This is a genomic window from Pseudomonas sp. PDM19, assembly GCF_014852215.1.
Taxonomy (GTDB): domain Bacteria; phylum Pseudomonadota; class Gammaproteobacteria; order Pseudomonadales; family Pseudomonadaceae; genus Pseudomonas.
Genome location: NZ_JACVBG010000004.1, coordinates 398,206 through 416,351 on the forward strand (window position 1 = coordinate 398,206; position 18,146 = coordinate 416,351).

Below are 18,146 nucleotides of genomic sequence, written 5' to 3' on the forward strand. Positions count from 1 at the left end.
GTTGGGCGGTAACGGTGAGAAAGGCTCAGCGCCAGCGGCGGAAGATCAGCGAGGTGTTGATCCCGCCGAAGGCGAAGTTGTTGTTCATCACGTACTCGTGGCTCATCGCGCGCGGCTCGCCCCGCAGGTAGTCGAGGTCGCCGCAGCGCGGGTCGATCTCGTCCAGGTTGAGGGTGTGCACGTAGCGGTCGCTGTTCATCATCTCGATGCTGAACCAGGACTCCAGCGCGCCGCACGCTCCCAGAGTGTGGCCCAGGAAACTCTTCTGCGAGCTGATCGGCATGCGATTTCCGAAGAGTTCGCTGGTCGCCAGGGTTTCGGCGATATCGCCCTGCTCGGTGGCGGTGCCGTGGCCGTTCACGTAACCGATGGCCTCGGTCGGCAGGCCGGCATCTTCCAGCGCCAACTCCATCGCGCGGCGCATGGTCGACTGTTCCGGGCGGGTGGTGTGCTGGCCGTCGGCGTTGCTGCCGAAGCCGACGATCTCGGCGTGGATGCGCGCACCGCGGGCGAGGGCGTGGTCCAGGTCTTCCAGTACCAGCATGCCGGCGCCTTCGCCGATCACCAGGCCATCGCGGCCGCTGTCGTAGGGGCGCGGTGTCTGCTGCGGGGTGTCGTTCTTCAGGCTGGTGGCGTAGAGCGCATCGAACACCATGGCCTCGGTCGGGCACAGCTCCTCGGCGCCGCCGGCGAGCATCAGCGGCAGGCGGCCGAAGCGGATCGCCTCGTAGGCGTAGCCGATGCCCTGGCTGCCGCTGGTGCAGGCGCTGGAGGTGGGGATCACCCGGCCGGTGAGGCCGAAGAAGATGCTGATATTCGCCGCCGTGGTGTGCGGCATCATGCGCACGTAGGAGTTGGCGTTGAGGCCGTCGGCCACCGAGTTCAGCAGCATGTTGCCGAACGCCTTGATCTCGTCGGTGCTGCCGGTGGACGAGCCGCAGGCGACGCCCATGCGGCCGTCGCGGATGGATTCGTCGCCCAGCAGCCCGGCGTCGGCCAGCGCGCGCTCGGCGGCGCCCACCGACAGCCGCGAGACGCGGCCCATGCTGCGCAGCTGCTTGCGGGTCCAGTGCCTGGGCACCACGAAATCCAGTACCGGGCCGGCCAGGCGGGTGTTCAGCTCGGTGAAGCGATCCCACTCGTCCATGCGGCGGATGCCGCTCTGGTTGGCGCTGAAGTGCGCCTCGATGCTCGCCCAGTCCGAACCCAGGGAGGTGATGCCGGACATGCCGGTGATGACGACGCGCTTCATCAGCACAGCCCTCCGTTGACCGCCAGCACCTGGCGGGTGATGTAGCCGGCCTCGGCCGACATCAGGAAATTCACTGCGCCGGCGACTTCTTCCGGGGTGCCCATGCGCTGGGCGGGGATCATCTTGAGGATTTCCTCCACCGGCACCTGCTCGTCGAGCATCGCGGTATCGATCAGCCCCGGTGCCACGCAGTTCACGGTGATTTTCCGCTTGCCCAGCTCGATGGCCAGAGCCTTGGCGGCGCCGATCACGCCGGCCTTGGAGGCGCTGTAGTTGACCTGGCCGCGGTTGCCGATCAGCCCGGACACCGAGGTGATGCAGACGATGCGCCCCGGTTGGCGGCGGCGGATCATCGGCATGATCACCGGGTGCAGGACGTTGTAGAAACCGTCGAGGTTGGTCCGCAGCACCTGGTCCCAGTCTTCCTCGGTGAGCGCGGGGAAGGCGCCGTCGCGGGTCAGGCCGGCGTTGCACACCACGCCGTAGTAGGCGCCGTGGGTTTCCACGTCGGCCTCGAGGATGTTGCGCGCGGCTTCGCGGTCGGCCACGTCGAACTGCAGCACGCGGGCGCTGCGCCCCAGTGCCTGGACTTCGGCCTGCACGGCATCGGCTTCGGCGCGGCCGCTTCGGCAGTGCAGCACCAGATCGAAGCCGGCCCGCGCCAGACGCAGGGCGATGGCGCGGCCGATGCCACGGCTGGAGCCGGTTACGAGGATGGAATCAGTCATACGCTTGGCTCTTTCGGCTCTCGGTTCTCGGTTTTTTGATCAGCGAGAGCGGGTTCTTGTAGATAGCTGGCAACCTCTGGCGGGCGGAACACGGTGAGGCGCGCCAGCGCCTTGATCCCCGGTCCTTCCAGATGGCATTCGAAGACGCCCATGCCATTGTCGTCCTGCAGGGTGCGGATGGCATGGATAGTGAGCTGCGCGCCGGCCGGAAAGCTCGCCACGTCGCACTGGTACTGGCGGGTGCCGAGCAGGAAGCCCAGCTCCACCGGCTCGCCGCGCGAGCGTGCCTGGCAACCGGCGTAGGCGGCGACGCTCTGCGCCATCAGCTCCACGCCGACCCAGGCCGGCAGGCTGCCGTCGGCTTCGTTGAACAGGCCGCCCGGGCGCACTGTCAGGCGCGTGCGGATATCCTCGTCGCCGAAGTCGAGCACTTCGTCGATGAGGATCATGTCGCCCGCGTGGGGCAGCAGGGAGGCGATCGGCCAGTCGATCATCGGGTCACTCCAGAATCCTTGCTCATCTCGCCCAGGATCAGGCAGATGTTGTTGCCGCCGAAGGCGAACGAGTTGCTCATCAGGTAGCGCGGGCCTTCGGCCGGCAGTCGCGGCGTGTCGTCGCCCACCAGTTGCAGCGCCGGCAACTGCGGGTCGGCGATGCCGTCCCAGCGTTGCGGTGGCAGGCGCCGCTCGGGGTTGTGCTCGCCCAGCAGCAGCCAGCAGAACGCCGCTTCCAGCGCGCCGGCGGCGCCGAGGGTATGCCCGGACAGCGGCTTGGTCGAGGAGCAGGGCACGCCGGCGGGGAATTCCGCGCTGACGGCAAGGCTCTCCATGGCGTCGTTGTGCGTGGTCGCGGTGCCGTGCAGGTTCAGGTAGGCGATCTGCCCGGCCTCCAGCCGCGCCTCGGCCAGCGCCTTGCGCATCGCTGCGCGGGCGCCACGCCCTTCGGGTTCGGGGGCGGAGATGTGGTGTGCATCGGAGCTGGCACCGGTGCCGAACAGGGCGACTGTACCGGGCTCGCGGGTCATCAGGAACAGCGCGGCACCTTCGCCGATATTGATGCCCTTGCGGTTCGCCGAGAAGGGTTTGCACAGCTCATCCGACACCGCTTCCAGCGCGCTGAAGCCGTTGAGCGTCAGCTCGCACAGGCTGTCCACGCCGCCGCACAGCACGGCATCGCACAGCCCCAGCTTCAGCAGCCGGCGCGCGCTCTGCAGGGCGCGGCCGCTGGAGGTGCAGGCGGTGGAAATCACGTAGCTCGGGCCGGCCAGTTGGTAGTGATCCGCGAGGTACACGGCCGGGTCCGAAAGCTCCTGGTGGGAGTAGTGGAAGCCTTCGGGCAACTGCCCGTGCAGCCTGTGGTGGCGCACGCCCTGGGTGGTTTCCTGGATGCCCGACGTGCTGGTGCCCAGCACCACTGCCACGCGTGCGGCGCCGTAGCGCTGGATAGCGGCGCGGATGGCCGGGTCGATCTGCGTGGCGGCGGCCAGCAACAGGCGATTGTTGCGGGTGTCGTGGCGCTTGTCCGGGATGGCTGCCAGGCGCGCCTTCACCGTGCCGACGGGAATGCTCCTGCCTGGCACCCAGCCGGCCTGCACCTGCATGCCGGCGGACTCGCCCGCCAGCAGCGCGGCGGCCACTTCGCGGCGGTCGTTGCCCAGCGCGCAGATCAGGCCCAGCTCGTTGAGGTAGCTCACGTTGAGGTGCGTGGCGGTCATGGTGCGGCGCTCTCGGCGTTCAGGGGCGTCACCCGGTAGCGAAGGTCGGCGGATTCGAGGGTGAACTCCTGCACCGACCGGTAGGTGATCTTCCAGCGTTGCTGCAGGTGGCGACCGTGCTCGTCCGCCCGGTAGTCCGTGGTCTGGTAGCGCGAGGCGAGATCACCCTCGGGCGTCAGCGCGAACAGCAGCACGGCGAAGAGTTCGCGCGCCTCGGGGTTGGGCGGCAGCAGGCCGTCGTTGCTCCATTCTCCCTCACGCAGCAGCTGGCGCGACAGCGGGATGCCCAGCGGATCGATCAGCGACCAGCGCAGCGCTGTGCCTTCCTGCTGGATCACCAGCAGCCAGTCCTGTGTCGAGGGTTGGCTGGCCTGGCCTTGTTCGCGCTGGATGTGCAGCTGCAACGGCGTCGCCAGCGGCGGCAACACGGACGGCAGCGGCGCATGCTGGGCACAGCCGGCCAGCAGCAGGACGAAGGCGAGACTCAGCCAGCGGATCATGCTCAGCGGCTCTCCAGGGGTTTGCGCACCACGGCGTTGACCAGGGTCTCCTCGCGCTGGCCGAACGGTTTCGGCTTGCGCAGGCCCCAGCGTTCCAGCAGGCCGAAGTCCTTGGCGCGGCTCCACCACAGGTAGGGGTAGGAAACGTTCTTCTCGCTGAATTCGAAGCCCTGCTCGCGGAGCATCTGCAGGTACTGCGCGGCGCTCTTCTGCACATGCATCGGGTGGCGGAAGAACCAGCGGATCACCCAGGTATCGATGTACGCCTCGGTGGACTCGGCGAACAGCAGCAGGCCGCCCGGCTTGAGCACCCGCCAGAACTCCTGCAGCGCCTGCTCCTGCTCCACCAGGTGGTGGAAGGTCTGGTGGCAGAACAGGATATCGACGCTGGCCGAAGGCAGCATCAGGTCGGCGCAGTCGGCGCAGTTCAGCTCCACCTCGATGTTCTCCCGCGCCGCTTCCACGGCCGAGCAGTCGAGACTGTGCGGGTCGGCGTCGAGACCGATCATGCGGCCGGGTTTGAAGGCCTCGCTCAGCAGGCGGAACGAGCGGCCCTGGCCGCAGCCGGCGTCCAGCAGCACCGGGTTTGCCGGGATGTCCCAGCTGACCAGGCGCTTGAGGTCGTTGATCGCCACGCGCAGCACGTGGTGCTGCCAGGTGTGGCTCTGCAGGAACCAGAAACCGAAACGGGTTTCTTCGACGTAGGTGGAGGCGGGGCGGGTCATGACAGTCCTTGTCCTTTCAGCTTGCACAGATTTCGGAGAGTACCCGCAGGCGACGCTGCGGTTCGGCGACGAAGGGATTGCGAGTATCCCAGGCGTAGCCGGCGAGAATGGAGCAGATCATCCGGCGGATTTCCGGGGTGGCCTTCTCGTAGAAGATCACGTCCTGGAAGCTGCCGTCGTACCAGCCCTCGACGTAGGCGCGGAAGGTGTCCACGCCGCGCTTGAGTGGCTGGGCGAAATCGCCTTCCCAGTCCACGGTCTCGCCCTTGAGCTGACGGTCGAGCAGGTTGGCCGCCATGCTGGAGGAGCGCATGGCGATGGTGACGCCGGAGGAGAATACCGGGTCGAGGAATTCCGCTGCATTGCCGAGCAGGGCGAAGCCTGGCCCGGCCAGGCGCTTGACGTTCGCCGAGTAGCCGCCGAGGGTGCGCGCGGGGGTGTCCCACACGGCATTCTCCAGCAGCGGGCGCAGGTTCGGCGCAGCGTCGAAGAAGCCCTTCAGGCAGGCGTCCAGGTCATCCAGCTTGCCTTCGAAGTGACGGTCCTCGGCAACCACGCCGACCGAGGTGCGGCCATCGCTGAAGGGGATGGTCCAGTACCAGATGCCGCGCTCTTGCGGGTGGATGCTGATGAGGATCTTCTCGCGGTCGAATTCCGGCGCGTCGATCCGGTCCTCGATATGCGTGAACACGGCGCGGCGCACCGGGAAGCCGGACGGCGCCTCAAGGTCCAGCAGGCGCGGCAGCACACGGCCGTAGCCACTGGCGTCGAGGACGAAGGCGCACTCCACTTCGTACTCGCTGCCGTCCAGGCGACGCACCCGCAGGCGCGGGCAGTCGCCGGCGAAATCGGCAGCGATGATTTCTTCTTCGTAGCGAATTTCCACGCCCTGCAGCTCGGCCTGGTCGGCCAGCAATTGGTCGAAGCGCGCGCGCTGGACCTGGAAGGTCGACCCCTTGCCCTGGGTGAACTTGTCGCGGAAGTCGAACGCGGTGTAGCGCTCGCCCCAGCCGAAGGCGGCGCCGTGCTTCACCTGGAAGCCGGCGGCGAGCACGGCGTCGAGCATCCCCGCTTCCTCGACGAAGTCCAGGCAGTGCGACAGCAGGCTCTCGCCGATGGAGAAGCGCGGGAAGCGCTGGCGTTCCAGCACCAGCACATCGTGGCCCTTGCGCTTGAGCAGGGCGGCGGCGATGGCGCCGGACGGGCCGGCGCCGATGACGACGACGGTGCGTTGTTGCAGTTCAGGGGCGGACATCTGAAGGGCTCCTTGCCGGTGCCTGATCCTGGGACAAAGACAGGGAATCAGGCGGGGTAGCGGTGGCGGCGCGCGGGCGGCGCACGCCGCAGAGGGCGGGCAGCAGGGTGGCGAACAGGCTCATCAGCAGCAGGCTGAAATACAGCAGCGAGTCGATGTGGCCCTGCTGGAACAACAGGTTGAGGAAAACGATCTCGGTCAGCCCGCGGATGTTCAGCAGCAGGCTTTCCTTCCACAACTCACCCAGGCTCGCGCGCGGCAGCGCCCAGCGCAGGCCGAGCCAGCTGCCGGCCAGCTTGCTGAGTACCGGCAGCGCCAGCAGCGCGCCGAGGTAGAGCCAGGAGTAGCCGGCGAGGGCGTGGTGGAAATCGATCTGGAGGATGCCGAAGGCCAGCACCAGCGGTACCAGCAGATAGTTCTGCAGCGCCTGCGCCGCCCGCGGCGACACCGGCAGGCGGAACGATTGGCGCACCGCGGCCTGGGCCATCAGCCAGGTGATGGCGAACACCAGGGTGTTCAGGTGCCAGTGCTGGCAGGCGATCATCAGGCCGAAGAAGGGCAGGCTGTAGGCCAGGTGCTGGCGCACGCCGATCAGCCTCAGCAACAGAGGCCCCGCGCCGGCCAGCAGTGGCCACACCAGTTGGGACGGATCGCTGCTGCCCTGGGCCAGGCCGAACAGGCTCCAGCACCACAGGTCCATCAGCACCGCCGCGTGCATTAGGCGGCGGGTGGCGTCCTCGGGGTAATCGATGTTGCGCAGGAACAGGTAGAGCACCGGGATCGCGGTGATCGAGAACAGCAGGCCGATGCCCAGCACGCTCATGCCTTCGCGCACGCCCAGCAGCCACCAGGCGCTGGCCATGCCGCAGGCCAGCGGCACGGCGAAGCTGGGCAGGGCGATCTTCAGGCTCTGGCGGCTGACGTCGAGGTCGATCACGTCACTGAGGATGTGCCCCAGCAGCAGCGCGAAGCCGATGTCGTAGAGTGGCTTGAGCCAGGGCGCGGCGACCAGCGTGCGCACCTCGAAACCCTGGCCCTGCAGCACGATGAACAACAACGGCAGCAGCAGGCCGGCCACCAGCAGCTGGCTGACGATGGGCAGCAGGCGCAGGCGTCGCCCGCCGATCACGGCCAGGGCGAACAGCGGCGGCATGGCCAGCCAGAAGAGGATCGTCAGCATGCCGGAGCTCCTTCTCGGGTGCTGGCTTGTGCCCAGGGGCAGAACAGGAAGCAGAACCCCAGGCCCAGGCCCACGGCCAGGCCGAAATTGCTGATCACCGGCGTGGCCGACAGCGCCAGCAGGCCGAACGACAGCCAGGTGGTGATGGCCGCCAGCAGCACGCCGACCAGGCTCACCGCCGCGCCGCCGACGCGTTCGCGCATGAGGATGGTGTAATCCACGCCGATGGCGGTCACCAGCAGCAGGCCGAACAGGCTGAACAGCGTCAGCGGCTGGCCCAGCCAGCCGAGGCTGGCGAGGCTGCACAGCGCTGCCAGCAGCGGCAGCAGGACGATGCGCAGGGCGCCGCGCGGACCGAAGGGTTTGAGCAGCAGGGCGAAGATCAGCACGCAGGAGAGCAGCTTGAGTTCGGTGGCGCTGACCTGGGTGGCGGCGAACAGGCGGTTCAGCTCGCCGAGGCGATCCACCAGCTGCACGCCCTCCAGCCCCTTGGCCTGTTTGGCCAGCACGCCGGCGTCGGACAGCCCCTGCAGGCTCACCAGCCCGGCCACGCCGCCGTCCACCGTGCCCAGCCATAGCGGCCGCCACGGCTCGCCGAGCGGACCCTTCAGGGCCTGGTCCAGGGACTGTGGCGGAAGCTGTTCCAGCTGATCCAGCTCGGCTTGCAGCGCGGCCTGCGCAATGCCCAGGTCGATCAGTGCCTGCCAGTGTTGCGGCAACTGGCGCAGCGCTTCGCGGGCCTGCTGTTGTTGCTGCGCGGTGGCAAGCAACTGGTTGAGCGCGAGGTAGCCCTTGAGCTGACCAGAGGCGACCAGCTTGTCCAGTCGCGCAGCCAGTTCGGCCTGGCGTTGCAGCAGCTGGGTTTCATCGCCGGCGCGGACCAGGAAGAACTGGCTGGTGGGCTGGTAGCCGGTGATGCGCGCGGCGGCCTGGGCCTCGCTGAGCAATTGCGGCTTGGCGCCCAGCCACTGGCGCAGGTCGTTCTTTACCTGCAGTTGCCACAGCCCGCCGGCGCAGAACAGCACAACCACCGCGAGCAGCGGCCAACTGCCGGTGCGCTGGAGCAGGGCCTGACGCAGGCCGATCAGGCGCTCGCCCAGCGAGAGCAGCAGAGGTTGTGGAGCGATGGCGTTGCCGCGCAACAGCAGCGGCAGCAGGCCGATCACGCACAGGTAGGCGGCGAGCAGGCCGGCCACCGAGAAGGTCGCCACCTGGGTCAGCGCCGGGAAGGGCGTGCAGGCCAGGGCGAGGTAGCCGATCAGGTTGGTGGCGAGGCTGAGAAACAGCCCGCGCTGGCTCAGCTTCAAAGCATGCCAGGGCTGCCAAGGAGCGACAGTCCAGGCTTTCGACAGATAGTGCAGCGGGTAATCCGAGGCCACGCCGATCAAGCTGGCACCCAGCATCAGGGTGAGCAGGTTGATCTTGCCGAACAGCGCGATGCACGCGGTGGCGCCCGCCAGCACGCCGACCAGCACCGGCAGGAAGGCCAGCAATGCGCGCCCGCGACGGAAGGCGAGCAGCAACAGGAGCAGGGTGCCCAGCGCGGCGCCGCCGCCAACCCAGGTCATTTCGCGGCTGGCCTGGCGCTGGCCGTCGGCCGCATACAGCAGGCCGCTGGCGGCGACGATCTGCCCGCCGTCGGCCGCCAGTTGCTGGCGCGCCTCGGCGATCTGCGCGGCCACGGCGCGCGGCAGGTTCATGTCGAAGGCATCGGCGCGGGTGCGTGCGCGCAGCAGCACCCAGTTGCGCCCGTCGTCTTCGGCGAGCAGCGCGCCGCTGCCGATGTCCAGCTGCACCTTCGCCGTCAACGGCTGGTGGTGCTGGATGCGCAAGGCCAGGCCGAACCAGTCCTGGTCATTGGGCAGCAGGCCGAAGCCGGAGAGGGGATCGAAGAGTTGTTCGACGCGCTGCTGGATGAAGGCGGCGGGGTCATCGGAGAGCTGGCGGCGGTCATCGGCATTGAGCAGCGCGAGGCGGCCGGCGCGCAGTTGCTCGCGCAGGGCCGGCAGGTCGGCCTGTACGCCCCACTGCACCTTCTCGTAGAGGCCGCTGGCTTGCCAGCGCTCGGCCAGCTCGCGGGCGTGGGCGATGGCGGTGTCGCGCTCGGGGTAGCCGACCAGCACCAGCAGTTCGCGGTTGAGCGGCTCCTGCATGCGCTGCTCGGCCTGCTTCTGCAGGGCATCACGGCTGCTGCCGGGCACCAGTTCCAGCAGGTCGGTGCTCAGCGGCGCGGCACCGCGCCATTGCCAGGCGGCGAGGGCGAGCAGCGCCAACAGCCCGGCGATCACCAGGCGTGGCAGCCACTGCGGCCGCTCAGCGGGCAAAGTCACTGCGCTCCGCATCGGTCAGGCTGTCGCCGGGCTGGCTGCTGCTCATGCGCAGCACGGTGCGGTCGCCCTGGGCTTCGTGCAGCTCGATGCGCTGCACCAGTTCGCCGCCGGCAATCTCGATGCTGTCGAAGATCTGCTTGAGCAGCACGGCGCGCGGCGTCAGGGTGAGTATCCAGTCGTTCGCTTCGCCGCTCAGGGCGAGGTCGAAGTCGCGCTGCAGGCCGCTGCTGTCGCCTTCCAGTACGGCGAGGAACAGGCGGTTCTGTTGCGCGCTGGCGCTGCGTTGCGGCAGTTGCTGCCAGCCACTGGCGTCGCGCCGGGCGATGCCCTGGTCGTCGATGCGGTAGTCCTGCTTCAGCGGCGTCTGCAGCAGCCAGAGGAGGCCGTGCTGCTTGGCGAGGATGAAGTGGCCCTTGCTCACCAGCGGCTGCGGCAGCGAACGCAGGTGTTTCTCCTGGACGAACTCGCCGCGTACCACCGCCGGTTTGCCGAGCTGCGCGGCCAGTTGCGGCAGGTCGAAGGCGTGGGCCAGCGGAGCGAGCAGAAGGCCGCAGACGAGCAGGGCGCGCTTCAGCATGCTTCGGCCTCCAGCGCGCGCTGCACGGCGTCGATGAACACGGGGGGCGAAACCATCTGCATCTCGCGGCTGGCGATCTCCACCGCCACCTGGGTGCTGCTGGCGCGGGTCAGGCGCTCGCCGGTCTCGGCGTCGCTGATCAGGTAGTTGATCTTCAGGCGGTTCTCCCACTCCACCAGGTCGGCGCGCACGCTGATGCGCTGGCCGAAACGCGCGCCGCGTACGTAGCGCAGCTGCAGGTCGATCACCGGCCAGGCGTAGCCCGCCTCGCGCATCTGCGAGTAGTTGTGGTCGAGCCTGTCGAGCAGGGCGCAGCGCGCGACTTCCAGGTACTTGACGTAGTGGCCGTGCCAGACCACTTCCATCATGTCGACGTCAAAGAACGGCACGAGGATTTCCACCTCGGCCTGCAGCACGCCGGCCTTACGCATAGAGCCCCCAGTGGCGCGCGCGGATGCGCTCCAGGCACAGGCGCAGTTCGCCTTCCAGGGCGCGGTCCTCGATCAGCGGCGGGAAGTCCTGGCCGAGCTGCTCGTGCATGCCGCCCAGCGGCGCCGGCAGCGGGCGCGCACCGGCTTCGCCGCAGCGCAGCCAGACGCCCTGTTGCGCGGCCAGCAGGGTGGCGGCGGCGACCTGTTCGGTCAGCTCCAGGGTGCGCAGAGCATCGCGCGCGGCGATGGTGCCCATGCTCACCTTGTCCTGGTTGTGGCACTCGGTGGAACGCGAGAACACGCTGGCCGGCAGGGTGTTCTTCAGCGCCTCGGCGGTCCAGGCGCTGGCGCCGATCTGCACGGCCTTGAAGCCGTGGTTGATCATCGCGCGGTCCGCCGGAGCACCCGAGAGGTTGCTCGGCAGGCCATGGTTGTAGCGGGTGTCCACCAGCAGCGCGAGCTGCCGGTCGAGCAGGTCGGCGACGTTGGCCACGAGGTTCTTCAGGCTGTCCATGGCGAAGGCGATGTGCCCGCCGTAGAAGTGCCCGCCGTGGAGCACGCGCTCGTCCTCGGCGTCGATGATCGGGTTGTCGTTGGCGCTGTTCAGTTCGATCTCGATGAACTGCCGCAGCAGGCCCAGGCTGTCGGCCAGCACGCCCAGCACGTGGGGGGCGCAGCGCAGCGAGTAGCGGTCCTGCAGGCGGTGCAGCGGCGGCGTCGGTGCGTCGATGGCGAGGTCCTGGCGAATCCACGCGGCGACCTGCATCTGCCCCGGATGCGGCTTGGCGGCGAACAGGCGCTCGTCGAAGTGCTCCGGGTTGCCTTGCAGGGCGATGACGTTCAGCGCGGTAATGCGCGTGGCCAGCTTGAGCAGGTAGTCCGCGCGCGAATAGGCGAGGCAGGCCAGGCCGGTCATCACCGCCGTGCCGTTCATCAGCGCCAGCGCTTCCTTGGGCCGCAGCACCAGCGGCTGCCAGCCCAGCTCGGCATGGACGTCGGCGGCGCTGCGGTGCTCGCCGCGCCACAGCACTTCACGCTCGCCGGCGAGGGTGGCGGCGACATAGGACAGTGGCGTGAGATCACCGCTGGCGCCCACCGAACCCTCTTCCGGGATCAGCGGCAGGATGTCCAGGGCGAGGAAAGCATGCAGGCGCTCCAGCAGTTCCAGGCGTACGCCGGAAACCCCGTGGCTCAGCGAGCGCAGGCGCGCGGCGAGCACGGCGCGCACGGCGGCCGGTTCCAGCAGCTTGCCCAGGCCGCAGCCGTGGAAGGTGTACAGGTGCTGCGGCAGTGCCTCGACGTGCTCCAGCGGCACAGCCACCACGCAGGAATCGCCATAGCCGGTGGTGACGCCGTAGATCACGCCTTCCTTGTCCAGCAGGGTGTCGAGGAACTGCGCGCCGCGGGCGATCCGTGCGCGGAAGTCGGCGTCGTCGTCCAGGCGGCTTTCGACGCGGCGCTCGGCGAGGGCGACGATCTGTTCGATGCTCAGGTGGCCTTGGCCGAAAACCGGCGTTTCAGTGGCTGTCGTCATGGGCTTTCCAGAACGGGTAGAAGTTGAACCACTGCTGCGGTGCGCGCAGGCAGTAGTGTTCCAGGCGCTGGGCGTAGCGCTGGGTCCAGTGTTTCAGGACCTCCGCGCGGTCGCTGCGGCGCCACTGGATGCGTTCGGCGAAGGGCTCCAGGTGCACGCGGTAGCGGCCCTCTTCCTTCAGGCAGAACATGAGGTTGGCCGGGCACTGCAGCAGCCCGGCGAGCAGCCAGGGGCCCTGCGGGAGCGCGGCCGGGGCGCCGAGGAAATCGACCTCGACGTTGCGCCCGCCGTGCAGCGGAATGCGGTCGCCGGCAATCGCCAGCCATTCGCCGGCGTCCAGGCGCTGGGACAACTGCAGCATGATCGCCGGGTCCAGCTCGCTCACCTGGATCAGCCGCAGGTGGCTGGCGCCGGACTCGCCCAGCAGCTTGTTGAACTGCTCGGCGTGGCGGGTGTGCACCAGCACGTTCATGCGCACCTTCTCGCCCAGTTCCGCCAGCGCGCGGCAGACTTCGAGGTTGCCCAGGTGCGCGCCCACCAGCAGCTGGCCACGGCCGCTGCGCAACTGCGCGCGCAGGTTGTGCGGGTCATTGAGCTGGATGCTGGCGAGGTCCAGGCGGCCGGCCCAGACATCGAGCTTGTCGAGGATGGCGTCTGCGAAGGCCATGAACTGGCCGAACACGCGGCCGGTGGTCGGGCTCAGCGAGGCGTCACCGCTGTGCTGCGCCAGGCGCTGCTGGTACTCGCGGATGGCGCCGCGCGCACGGGAGCCGAAGAGGAAGAAGTACAGCACGATCAGGTGCAGCAGCGGCGACAACAGGCGGCGGCCGAGGGTGCGCGCCGCCCAGGCGGTGAAGCGCATCAGCAGCAGGCTGCCGCGCTCGCGCTGTTGCGCCCAGTGCTGCGCGCTCACGCGGCGCTCCGCAGGCGGCGCCAGAGGATGGCCGGCGAGCGCCAGAGCATGCCGAAGAACAGCCGCGCGTGCATGGAGGAGATCAGTGCGTTGTCGTGGAACAGGCGGAAGTGCGAGAGGCCGTCCAGCGGGTAATGCACCTTCGTCGGCAGCCACTGCATCGGTTGGTTACGCCAGGCCAGACGGACGAGGATTTCCGGGTCGAAATCCATGCGCTTGCCCAGCGTGGTGCTGTCGATCAGCTTGAGCGTGGATGCCAGCGGGTAGACCCGGAAGCCGCACATGCCGTCGCGGATCGACAGCGACAGGCTGTTGATCCATACCCAGATGTGGGTCAGGTAGCGCGCGTAGAGACGACCCTTGGGCACGCTTTCGTCGTACTGCGGATAGCCGCAGACCAGCGCCTCGGGGTGCTCGCGGGAGGTGCCGAGGAAGCGCTGCACGTCGCCCAGGTCGTGCTGGCCGTCGGCGTCCACCTGCAGCGCGTGGGTGAAGCCCAGGCGCGCGGCTTCGCGCAGGCCGGCCATCACCGCGCCGCCCTTGCCCTGGTTCACCGGCAGGCGCACCAGGTACGTGTCGCGGCCTGCGGCGAGCTGGTCCATCACCGCCGCGCACTCGCGGCTGGAGGCGTCGTCGACCAGCACGCAGGGCAGGCCGGCGGCGAGCAGTTCGGCGACCACCTGGGGCAGCGCGTGCTCGTGGTTGTACACCGGAATCACGGCACACGGTTTGGTGCTCATTCGTCCGCCCCCAGCAGGATGCGCCCGGAGGAGCAGGCGGCCTCGCCACGGGTGAAGGCGAAGTACAGCTTGCCGCGCTCGGCGTCCCAGCGCAGGGCCAGCTGGCAGAGATCGCCCGGCCGCAGCAGTTGCTGGAACTTCAGCACTTCCATGCCGCCGAAGCGTGGCGGCAGGTCGAAGACCTGGCGGCCCAGTTGCTGCGCCCATTGCACCTGCACCACGCCCGGCAGCACGGGAGCCTTGGGGAAGTGGCCGGGGAAGTAGGCGAGGTCCAGGGGGATTTCCAGCTGGAAGTGCTGTTCGCCGTCCACCGCGTTGTGCGTCAGTACGTCGGGATCGCGGCTGCGCGGCGCGTGCAGCAGTTCGTCCACCAGGCTTTGCGGCAGCTTGCCCTGGGCATTGCCCGGCAGGCGTCGCAGCAGGCGCCAGCGGCGCGGCAGGGCGAGGGCTTCGCAGTGGTCGGCGAGGTGTTCGCGCAGGCGCTGGGTCAGCGCGCGGCGGCTGCCATTGCGCAGCTCATGCAGGCCGGCGTCGCTCAGGGCGACCAGTGCGCCGAGGCTGGCGCGGTTCTCCTGCACCACGCCCAGGCGCGCTTCGCTGACGAAGGGATGCTTCATCAGCGCCGCTTCCAGTTGCGGCAGGGAGATGCGTTTTTCTTCCAGCTTGACGATGCGGTCGAGCCGGCCGAGCAACTCGAAGCGGCCGTCGGCGCAAATTCGTGCGGCGTCGGCGGTCTGTTCGGTTTCGCCGGGCGGCAGGTAGGTCGATTCGATGCGCAGTGCGCCGTGCTCGTCCTGGCTCAGCGCCACGCCTTGGAACGGCTGCCACAGCTGGCCGCCCTGGCGCCAGGCGATGCCGCCGGTCTCGGAGCTGCCGTAGATTTCCGTGGGAGCCTGGCCGAGGCGTTCGTGCAACTGCTCGCCGGCTTCGGCCGGCAGCGGGCCGCCGGAGGAGAACACCCGCACCACCGGGCGTAGCGCCGGCCAGTCGAGGTTGTCGCCCATGCGCTTGAGCAGCGCCGGGCTGCCGACCCAGGCGAAGCGCGGTTGGTCGAGGCTCAGGCGTTGCAGGTCTTCGGGGAAGGCGATCTGCCGACGCAGGAAGGCGCGGCCGGCGGACAGCGGCCAGAGCACGCGGAACAGCAGGCCGTAGATGTGCTGCGCGGCGACGCTGCCGAGGATGCACGCATCGCCCAGTTGTTCGCCCCAGAGGGCTTCCAGCACCTGCACTTCGTTGCTCAGCTGGCGCAGGGACTTGCCGATCAGCTTGGGCTCGCCGGTGGAGCCGGAGGTGCTGAGCACCAGGCGGCAGGCGTCGAGGTCCAGTTCTTCAGGTGCAAGAGGGGCCGGAGGCAGTGCCGGGCCGTTCAGCTCGGCCAGCAGCAGGTCACCGGGCTGATCGCCGATCCAGGCGTCGATCCGCGAGGCCAGTCGCTCGCGGCTGTGGGCGAGGTTGTCGGCCGGCAGCACCGCTTCGGCACCGGCCAGCCACGCCGCGTAGAGGGCAATTGCCAGTTCGGCGGCGTCTTCCAGGTGGATCGCCACGCGCCGGGCATTGCGCTGGCGCAGGGCGCCGGCGGCTGCGCAGACGCGCTGCAGGAAGTCGCTGGCGAGCAGCGTCGGCTCCAGCGCCAATGGGCGCCCGGCGGGCAGCTCCAGCAGCAGCCGGGCGAGGGAAATCGATTTCATCCTTGACCTCTGACCCGCTGCCGTACCAGCCACTCGACGGCGAACAGCACGCCCATCAGCAGGTAGGAAATCAGGCCGTTGTACAGCGTCCACCAGGCCAGCGGTGCCCACAGTGTGAGGGCCGCGGCAATCAGGCCGTTGCCCAGGAAGAACAGCACCCAGGCCTGGGTCACCCGGCGGGTGTAGCGCACCGCGTGGGGCGGCAGCTCCGGCTCGCGCAGGCGCGCCAGGCGCTCGACCAGCGGCGGACCGAATTTCAGGCTGAGGGCGAACAGGCTCAGCAGGCCTGCGCTGATCAGCACCGGGTACCAGCGCAGCAGGTGCGGCTCGTTGAGGAACCACAGCAGCATGCAGAAGGCCACGGCCGCCAGCGCCATCCAGCGTTGCCCGGGGCGTTGCCCGCTGCCCAGGCTGCGGGCGAACCACAACCCGCCCAGCAGCAGCGCGAAGAATTTCGGCGACAGGTGATCGATGCCGAAGTAGATCGCGAACGGGTAGAGCAGCCCGGCCAGCAGCAGGCCGAGCCCGACCAGGCGTGTCATGGGTTGGCCAGGCGATAGACCGCTTCGACCACGTCGCCGACGGTACGCACCGACTTGAATTCCTCGGCGGCGATCTTCTTGCCGGTCTGGCGCTTGAGGTGGTCGATCAGGTCGACGGCGTCGATGCTGTCGATCTCCAGGTCCTGGTACAGGTTGGCGTCGAGGCTGATCTGCTCCGGCTCCAGTTCGAACAGCTCGACCAGGGCGTCGCGCAGGGTGTTGAAAATGTCCTCACGGGTTTGCATGGTCAGCGGTCTCAGGCGGCTTTCTGGGCGGTCACGAAGGCCGCCAGGCTCGCCACATTGGCGAAATGCTGGCGGGTGTCCTTGGCATCGGCGTCGATCTTGATGCCGTAGCGTTTCTGGATGGCCAGGCCCAGTTCCAGGGCGTCGACCGAATCCAGGCCGAGGCCGTCGCCGAACAACGCGTCTTCGGCGCCGATGTCGTCAGGGCCGATATCTTCGAGGCCGAGGGCGTCGATGATCAGCTGTTTAATCTCCAGTTGCAGATCGCTCATCTCTTGCGAGCTCCTTGATGAAATGCTGGTGCAGGAAGGCATTGAGCCGGCGCGAGGCTGCCGGGGCGGGGCCCTGGCTGGCAAAGACCTGCGGGTCCAGGTCGTCGCCGACGCGCAGCCGGAAATGCACGCGGCGGGCGGGAATGCTGTACCAGGGCTCGGCCTTGGTCAGGGTGGTCGGGGTCACGGTGATGGTCACCGGGGTGATGACGCTGGCGCCGCGCAGGGCGATGGACGCCGCGCCACGATGGAATTGCGGAGCCGCGCCCGGCGTGGTGCGGGTGCCCTCGGGGAAGACGATCAGGGTCTGGCCCTGCTGCAACGCGTCCACGGCCTCATCGAACATGTCCATGCTGCCGTTGTTGCTGATGTACTGCGCCGCCGTCACCGGACCGCGGGTGAAGGGGTTGGCGAACAGGCTCTGCTTGACCACGCAGTTGGCGTCGCGGATCAGGCCGATGAGGAAGACTACGTCGATCAGCGAGGGATGGTTGGCGATCACCATCTGCCCTGGGCGGCCCAGGCGCTCGATGCCTTCCACTTCGTACGTCAGCACGCCGCTGCGCTGCATGATCCGCACGAACAGCCAGAACAGCCGGCTGACCGTCTGGCGCGCGCGGGTGCGGCGGCGCAAGGCGTCGCCGGGCAGCAAGGCCAGCAGCGGGAAGACCAGCACCCGCAGCAGCAGACCGCCGATACCGAAGAGGGCGAAGCACAGGCCGGTGGCGAACAGGCGCCACAGCCAAGCGTCGGCGCGCTTGCTCAGTGGTTGCGTTGCCAGGTCCATAGACGCTTCTTCCAGGGGTGGTGGATCAGGCCGGTGCGCTCGATCAGCGCGCGCACCAGGTTCAGGGCATTGGGGTGGGACGGCGGAGCAAGGGCCGTGCCGTTTTCCGCGAGTTCCAGCGACCATTCGCTGCCAGCCTTCAGGCGCAGGGCCACGGCGTAGGGGAAGGGCACGTCGTCGACCCAGGGGGCATACAGCTCCGGCAGCGGCTCTTCGGTTACCACCAGCAGTACCTCCGGGGTACCCTCGGCCAGCAGTGCGGCGGCCTCCAGCAGGCCGTGCTCGAAGCCGTCACGTTCGCCGGCGATCGCCGTCATTTCGCTGGAGTCCTGCCGCAGGATCGACCACAGGCCAATGACCGCGTTGTGCACGGAAAGGCTGAACTGGGTCGGCGACAGTGGTTGTTCGACGGCCAGCTCGCGCAGCAGTTCCAGGCTCCGGCCGGTTTCGCCGTGGCGGGAAACGAAGATCAGTGGCATCGGTGGCCGCCCGTCGGCCAGCGGCCAGGCGACACTGAACACCATCCGCGCCAGGGGGCTGAGGCGTCGGCGTTGCATGGCGGGGAGAAAGGCGACATCCGGTTGGGCGGCAGTGTCAGGAAGACGTTCTTCCCGTACCCAGCTCTGCCAGTCGGCAATCGTGGACAGACCCGGGGCCCAGGCGCTCCACTGGTCGATATTGAATTGAATCACGCTGCGAGCTCTTGTGGGCCCTTCGGGGCATTCCGGTCGGC

General features: G+C 68.6%; 20 protein-coding genes. All 20 read right to left on the minus strand.

What is annotated here, in order from left to right; all coding sequences use genetic code 11:
• Positions 1-25: 25 nt before the first annotated feature.
• Genes IB273_RS24055 through IB273_RS24150 form a run of 20 tightly spaced genes read right to left on the minus strand, consistent with a single transcriptional unit; the run spans position 26 to position 18,105 of the window.
• Complete coding sequence (locus tag IB273_RS24055) at positions 26-1,252, minus strand: beta-ketoacyl-ACP synthase (protein ID WP_081515431.1); 1,227 nt, start codon at positions 1,250-1,252, stop codon at positions 26-28.
• Positions 1,252-1,980, minus strand: coding sequence for a 3-oxoacyl-ACP reductase FabG (fabG, locus tag IB273_RS24060; protein WP_081515432.1), 729 nt, complete (start codon positions 1,978-1,980; stop codon positions 1,252-1,254). Before fabG ends, IB273_RS24055 begins: the two co-directional genes overlap by 1 nt.
• Entirely contained in the window at positions 1,977-2,474 is a 498-nt protein-coding gene (locus tag IB273_RS24065; RefSeq protein WP_081515433.1) for a hotdog family protein, read from the minus strand. The genes fabG and IB273_RS24065 overlap by 4 nt, the downstream gene beginning before the upstream one ends.
• On the minus strand, positions 2,471-3,694 hold the full coding sequence (locus IB273_RS24070) for a beta-ketoacyl-[acyl-carrier-protein] synthase family protein (protein ID WP_192225185.1): 1,224 nt from the start codon (positions 3,692-3,694) through the stop codon (positions 2,471-2,473). Before IB273_RS24070 ends, IB273_RS24065 begins: the two co-directional genes overlap by 4 nt.
• Positions 3,691-4,194 (minus strand): hypothetical protein, encoded by a 504-nt coding sequence (locus tag IB273_RS24075; RefSeq protein ID WP_192225186.1) that lies wholly within the window; start codon positions 4,192-4,194, stop codon positions 3,691-3,693. The genes IB273_RS24070 and IB273_RS24075 overlap by 4 nt, the downstream gene beginning before the upstream one ends.
• A 2-nt stretch (positions 4,195-4,196) precedes the next feature.
• Positions 4,197-4,919, minus strand: a complete 723-nt coding sequence (locus IB273_RS24080) for a class I SAM-dependent methyltransferase (RefSeq protein ID WP_192210579.1) — start codon at positions 4,917-4,919, stop codon at positions 4,197-4,199.
• Between the two features lie 16 nt (positions 4,920-4,935).
• Positions 4,936-6,174, minus strand: a complete 1,239-nt coding sequence (locus IB273_RS24085) for an NAD(P)/FAD-dependent oxidoreductase (protein ID WP_151188545.1) — start codon at positions 6,172-6,174, stop codon at positions 4,936-4,938.
• Positions 6,161-7,354, minus strand: a complete 1,194-nt coding sequence (locus tag IB273_RS24090; protein WP_192225187.1) for a sodium:proton antiporter — start codon at positions 7,352-7,354, stop codon at positions 6,161-6,163. The genes IB273_RS24085 and IB273_RS24090 overlap by 14 nt, the downstream gene beginning before the upstream one ends.
• The gene (locus IB273_RS24095; RefSeq protein ID WP_192225188.1) at positions 7,348-9,696 is read right to left on the minus strand and encodes an MMPL family transporter; all 2,349 of its coding nucleotides are present in this window, start codon (positions 9,694-9,696) and stop codon (positions 7,348-7,350) included. The genes IB273_RS24090 and IB273_RS24095 overlap by 7 nt, the downstream gene beginning before the upstream one ends.
• On the minus strand, positions 9,668-10,261 hold the full coding sequence (locus tag IB273_RS24100; protein WP_081515440.1) for an outer membrane lipoprotein carrier protein LolA: 594 nt from the start codon (positions 10,259-10,261) through the stop codon (positions 9,668-9,670). Before IB273_RS24100 ends, IB273_RS24095 begins: the two co-directional genes overlap by 29 nt.
• Positions 10,255-10,692 carry an acyl-CoA thioesterase gene (locus IB273_RS24105; RefSeq protein ID WP_192225189.1) on the minus strand — a complete coding sequence of 146 codons (438 nt, stop codon included), beginning with the start codon at positions 10,690-10,692 and terminating at the stop codon, positions 10,255-10,257. The genes IB273_RS24100 and IB273_RS24105 overlap by 7 nt, the downstream gene beginning before the upstream one ends.
• Positions 10,685-12,226: an HAL/PAL/TAL family ammonia-lyase gene (locus IB273_RS24110; protein ID WP_192225190.1), complete on the minus strand. Its 1,542-nt coding sequence runs from the start codon at positions 12,224-12,226 to the stop codon at positions 10,685-10,687. The genes IB273_RS24105 and IB273_RS24110 overlap by 8 nt, the downstream gene beginning before the upstream one ends.
• Entirely contained in the window at positions 12,210-13,088 is an 879-nt protein-coding gene (locus IB273_RS24115; RefSeq protein ID WP_225610290.1) for a glycosyl transferase, read from the minus strand. The genes IB273_RS24110 and IB273_RS24115 overlap by 17 nt, the downstream gene beginning before the upstream one ends.
• A gap of 47 nt (positions 13,089-13,135) precedes the next feature.
• Positions 13,136-13,879 (minus strand): glycosyltransferase family 2 protein, encoded by a 744-nt coding sequence (locus IB273_RS24120; RefSeq protein WP_081515444.1) that lies wholly within the window; start codon positions 13,877-13,879, stop codon positions 13,136-13,138.
• On the minus strand, positions 13,876-15,567 hold the full coding sequence (locus IB273_RS24125) for an AMP-binding protein (RefSeq protein WP_192225192.1): 1,692 nt from the start codon (positions 15,565-15,567) through the stop codon (positions 13,876-13,878). Before IB273_RS24125 ends, IB273_RS24120 begins: the two co-directional genes overlap by 4 nt.
• Entirely contained in the window at positions 15,564-16,109 is a 546-nt protein-coding gene (locus IB273_RS24130; RefSeq protein WP_081515446.1) for a hypothetical protein, read from the minus strand. The genes IB273_RS24125 and IB273_RS24130 overlap by 4 nt, the downstream gene beginning before the upstream one ends.
• Entirely contained in the window at positions 16,106-16,354 is a 249-nt protein-coding gene (locus IB273_RS24135; protein ID WP_081515447.1) for an acyl carrier protein, read from the minus strand. The genes IB273_RS24130 and IB273_RS24135 overlap by 4 nt, the downstream gene beginning before the upstream one ends.
• A gap of 11 nt (positions 16,355-16,365) precedes the next feature.
• Positions 16,366-16,626 carry a phosphopantetheine-binding protein gene (locus IB273_RS24140; RefSeq protein WP_045216036.1) on the minus strand — a complete coding sequence of 87 codons (261 nt, stop codon included), beginning with the start codon at positions 16,624-16,626 and terminating at the stop codon, positions 16,366-16,368.
• The gene (locus IB273_RS24145) at positions 16,601-17,413 is read right to left on the minus strand and encodes a lysophospholipid acyltransferase family protein (RefSeq protein WP_192225193.1); all 813 of its coding nucleotides are present in this window, start codon (positions 17,411-17,413) and stop codon (positions 16,601-16,603) included. Before IB273_RS24145 ends, IB273_RS24140 begins: the two co-directional genes overlap by 26 nt.
• Complete coding sequence (locus IB273_RS24150) at positions 17,389-18,105, minus strand: beta-ketoacyl synthase chain length factor (RefSeq protein ID WP_081515449.1); 717 nt, start codon at positions 18,103-18,105, stop codon at positions 17,389-17,391. Before IB273_RS24150 ends, IB273_RS24145 begins: the two co-directional genes overlap by 25 nt.
• Between the last annotated feature and the right edge of the window lie 41 nt (positions 18,106-18,146).